This window comes from Streptomyces sp. NPDC001443, assembly GCF_053597355.1.
In genome coordinates this window covers 1-3333 of the sequence record NZ_JBSFIA010000095.1, presented here as the reverse complement: position 1 = coordinate 3333, position 3333 = coordinate 1, and the positions used below count along the sequence as shown (strand labels likewise).

Sequence of the window (3333 nt, the reverse complement as noted above, 5' to 3'; positions counted from 1 at the left end):
GGTGTTCTCGAAACTCGGCGACATCACTCTCCCGTGAAACCGAGCGTTCCTGCCTCTGAGCATCAGACGTTCTTGAAACTCACCAACAAAGCCAGGGTGTGCAGGTACAGCGCCGCGGTACGGGCCAGGCTGTTGAACTCCGGGGCCTGCCAGGCTCCCTGCTCGCCTCCCAGGCGCATCATGAAGTCCCGGAGGCGGACGGTGGGTTCGTCCGTGCCGTGCAGGGTGGGTTCCTTCAGGCTGGAGTACGCCGTCAGGATCTCCAGCAGGTCACGCTCGGTGGCGTCCGACCGCTGGTATTCGGTGCCATAGGCCAGGCAGACGCGGGCCGCGTCAGCCAGAGCCCAGGGCGTGTACTTCATCGACGGGCTTTTCAGCCAGGGCTGTGGCTGCTGGGGCGTGCCGTAGCGGGCTGCCGCCGCGGCGATCAGCGGCAGCAGTGAGCTGGGACGATGGCGTCGGATGCGCTGGCGGTATTCGTCCTCGGTCACCAGCCGGTCGTACAGGTACGCAGCCATCCCGCCATGATCCTCGCCGCGAAGGGATTCTTCGAGGGGTTTCTCCTCGCTCGGCTATGTATGTCAACCGGGCCCGCCTGTCGGCGTTCCGCGCCTGTCGACACATGGACCAGTCTGCTGCACCCTGGGGCGGGAGTGACGTCGTAGATTCACGGAGCTGGGTCGTCACTCAGGCCCCTACGAGGGTGACGTCGGCCATCGGCAGGAACACGGAGGCGAAGGTGGCCGGATGGGAACCGGAGCTGGTCGTCCTCGTCATGTTGCCGCTGCCGGGGGGGGCGAAGGCCGTGCCGGGCGCGGCGAGCAGGAGGACGTAGGGGATGGCGTTAGAGATCTGGAGGGCCGCGCATTTGGCGCCGGCCTCCTGCGCGGTGGAGAGCCGGAGGACCCACAGGCTGGTGAAGTTGATCAAAGAGTCCATCCGGAAGGAGCCAAGTATCCAGGCGACGGCGATGATCCAGTTGGTCACGCTCGTCAGAAGCACGCTGGGCGCGGTTGCGGTCACCGCAGCGACGGGCGCCTTCCCAGGAGCATCAGCTGCTCCCTACGGTCGGTGACCGCACTGATATGCCTATGCACCAGCCCCCTCAAGCCGGGTAGCGTCGTAAGGCATGACCGACATCGATGTTCAGTCCGAGCCCGCTGAGGAGGCAGCCGCCGCCCAAGATGGCTCGCGGCCCTCTCTGGTGGACTGGCAGGGGCAGCTTTTAGCGTCTCCGGGCTATCGGGCTTTGGCGCTCCAGGACCGCGTCAAGCGGATGGGATATGTGTTCCAAGGAAACGTCGCGCAGTACCAGTCCCTTGTGGCAGGACTGCAGAACCCGGCGGTCTCCGGGCCGATACTCGATGTCCGTAACCCCGGAGCGCACGACGAACTCCTTTCCGAAGCCGAACGACTTCTGCATAACGTGCTGACGGCGATGAGCACGCGTGTCGATCAGCAACGACGTTTTATGACGCAGTACTTCGCGGACGACCCAGCCCTAACGAATGACTACCGGGAAAAGCTCACCTCTGTGTTCAAAACCGACGTGCAGGCGAACTTCCTCAAGGGGTTGCGCAACTACATCACCCATTCCCAGCTCCCCGTGTCGCAGAGCAAGCAGACGCTGGGCCCCGCTTCCTTCGCGATCACCTTCATGCTGCCCGGCGAGTCTCTCCTCCGGGCTGGCGTGTGGAACGGTGACCAGCGAGCCTGGATCGCCGCTCAGGGGGAGGCCGTTGTCATCGTCGACGTGGTCGACTCCTATGCCCGAAAGGCGGGAGAGTTCGACAAGTGGTTGTTCGATCGGATCGGCCTCAAATGTAGGGCCGACATCGATGCCTACCTTCGTGAGAGAGCGGAGTTCGATCGCGAGGTCGAGCGGCTCTTTGGAGTGTAGAGGGCGGGGACGCATAGCGAAGGAGAGAGGTCTCTGGCCTTCTCCAAGCCCGGAGCTTGAGGTAGCGCCGCCTCGCATGAGGTACTCGGCCCGCGTGCGCAGGGTGCAAACTTGTTTGGGTGGTTGCGTGACGTGACCTTAATGATCACTTCCTGCGGTTTCGCAGCGGATCACGACGTCGTCGGACGCGCTGATTGCGCCAGATCCGGACGCTGAGCGTCCCTGAGGAACATTCTCTGGGCGGCCTTCGACGAGGGCTGGTTCTGGTACATCCCGCTGACCGACGACCTGACCAGCATCGACGCCGCCGTCGACGCGAACTTCAAGCTGCTGTGAGGCGAGGACCGAGAGAAGACCCTCTTCTCCCTCATCGACCGCTGCGCCCTGGTCAAGGACATGCTCTCCGACGCCACCTGAGTCACCGAGGCTGTGGCGAGAAGGCGAAGAGGAAGTTCCACGGCTCGGGGCTGGTGCCCCAACGGAAGCTGCCACCACGCTTGGGCATGAAGGACCCGTGCCACGGCGGCTTCCAACGGAGACTCTGCGGGCCCTTCTCCACATGGGCGGTCTCGACCTCGACGACCTCGATGGCACTCCCACTCGCGAACGCGCGGTCCAGCTGCTGTCCACCCGCGGAAGCGCCCTGGCGCAGCTGGGTGATTCGCGCTTGGCGGCCATCCTCAACCTGGTGGTCGTCAACGCTCGGCTCATGCGCGAGCACCGCCACAGTCGGTACGGTGGCCGGGCGCTGTTCGTCAGAAGCGGCCTAACGAGGGGGAACGTTGCTTCAACGGGTGAAGCAGCGGCGCGGCCTCGCCACTCGATACGACACGACCACCGAGCCCTACCCCAAGCAGCCGTCACCATCGCAGCCCTGCTCATGCGGACGTGGCATTTGACGAGGGAGCCTAGCGAGTACGTGGAGCTTGCAGGTCGCACGGTTCTCGCGGGGAAGCCTGACTTCCGGGCGTCCTCGCGGGAGCTGGCCCCCCGGGCGGTCCGGACCCGGCCGGCACCGGCCCTCGGTGAACCGTGCCACGATCAGGGGCGCCGGGGCGGGCGAGCAGATCGCGTAGGGGAGTGGCGATTCCAGGTCGAAGGGCTCGCGGGTGTGACGGCTGGCCCCGCCACTTGATCGGCGAGGCCATGACCATTCTCATGGGTTCCTGAGGTCTCACTGCATCCGCGACCACGGAGGCTTTCCTGGCCGGGAGGCAAGACGCCGCGATGTCTCGGGCCGCGGGCTTTCGGAGCACGAGCCGCTCGGCATCGCAGCCCTGGCCGACTTCCGCCCTTGCGCCGTTCACCGCATCTGAATCTTCATCCGCCTCTCATCAACTCGGACCACAGTCGTCCCACCGGCCGCCGAAGGAATCCGAACAGCATCCGAGAGACGTGAGGCGCATTCTGATGACCGAGATCGAAATGGGTGG

4 protein-coding genes are annotated in these 3333 nt (G+C 65.0%); 1 reads left to right on the top strand and 3 read right to left on the bottom strand.

Annotated features, from left to right (window positions below; translation table 11 throughout):
- Positions 1 to 62: 62 nt before the first annotated feature.
- Both ACWC24_RS41805 and ACWC24_RS41800 read right to left on the bottom strand, forming a co-directional pair.
- A complete protein-coding gene (locus tag ACWC24_RS41805; protein WP_450668161.1) occupies positions 63 to 518 on the bottom strand; it encodes a hypothetical protein in 456 nt (151 codons plus the stop codon).
- A 169-nt stretch (positions 519 to 687) separates the two neighbouring features.
- Positions 688 to 1002, bottom strand: a complete 315-nt coding sequence (locus ACWC24_RS41800; protein WP_450668160.1) for a hypothetical protein — start codon at positions 1000 to 1002, stop codon at positions 688 to 690.
- 127 nt (positions 1003 to 1129) lie between these two features.
- On the opposite strand from ACWC24_RS41800, the gene ACWC24_RS41795 reads away from it, so the two are divergent.
- Entirely contained in the window at positions 1130 to 1900 is a 771-nt protein-coding gene (locus ACWC24_RS41795) for a hypothetical protein (RefSeq protein WP_450668159.1), read from the top strand.
- 418 nt (positions 1901 to 2318) lie between these two features.
- On the opposite strand, the gene ACWC24_RS41790 is transcribed toward ACWC24_RS41795, so the two are convergent.
- Positions 2319 to 2627, bottom strand: a complete 309-nt coding sequence (locus ACWC24_RS41790) for a hypothetical protein (protein ID WP_450668158.1) — start codon at positions 2625 to 2627, stop codon at positions 2319 to 2321.
- Positions 2628 to 3333: the final 706 nt, after the last annotated feature.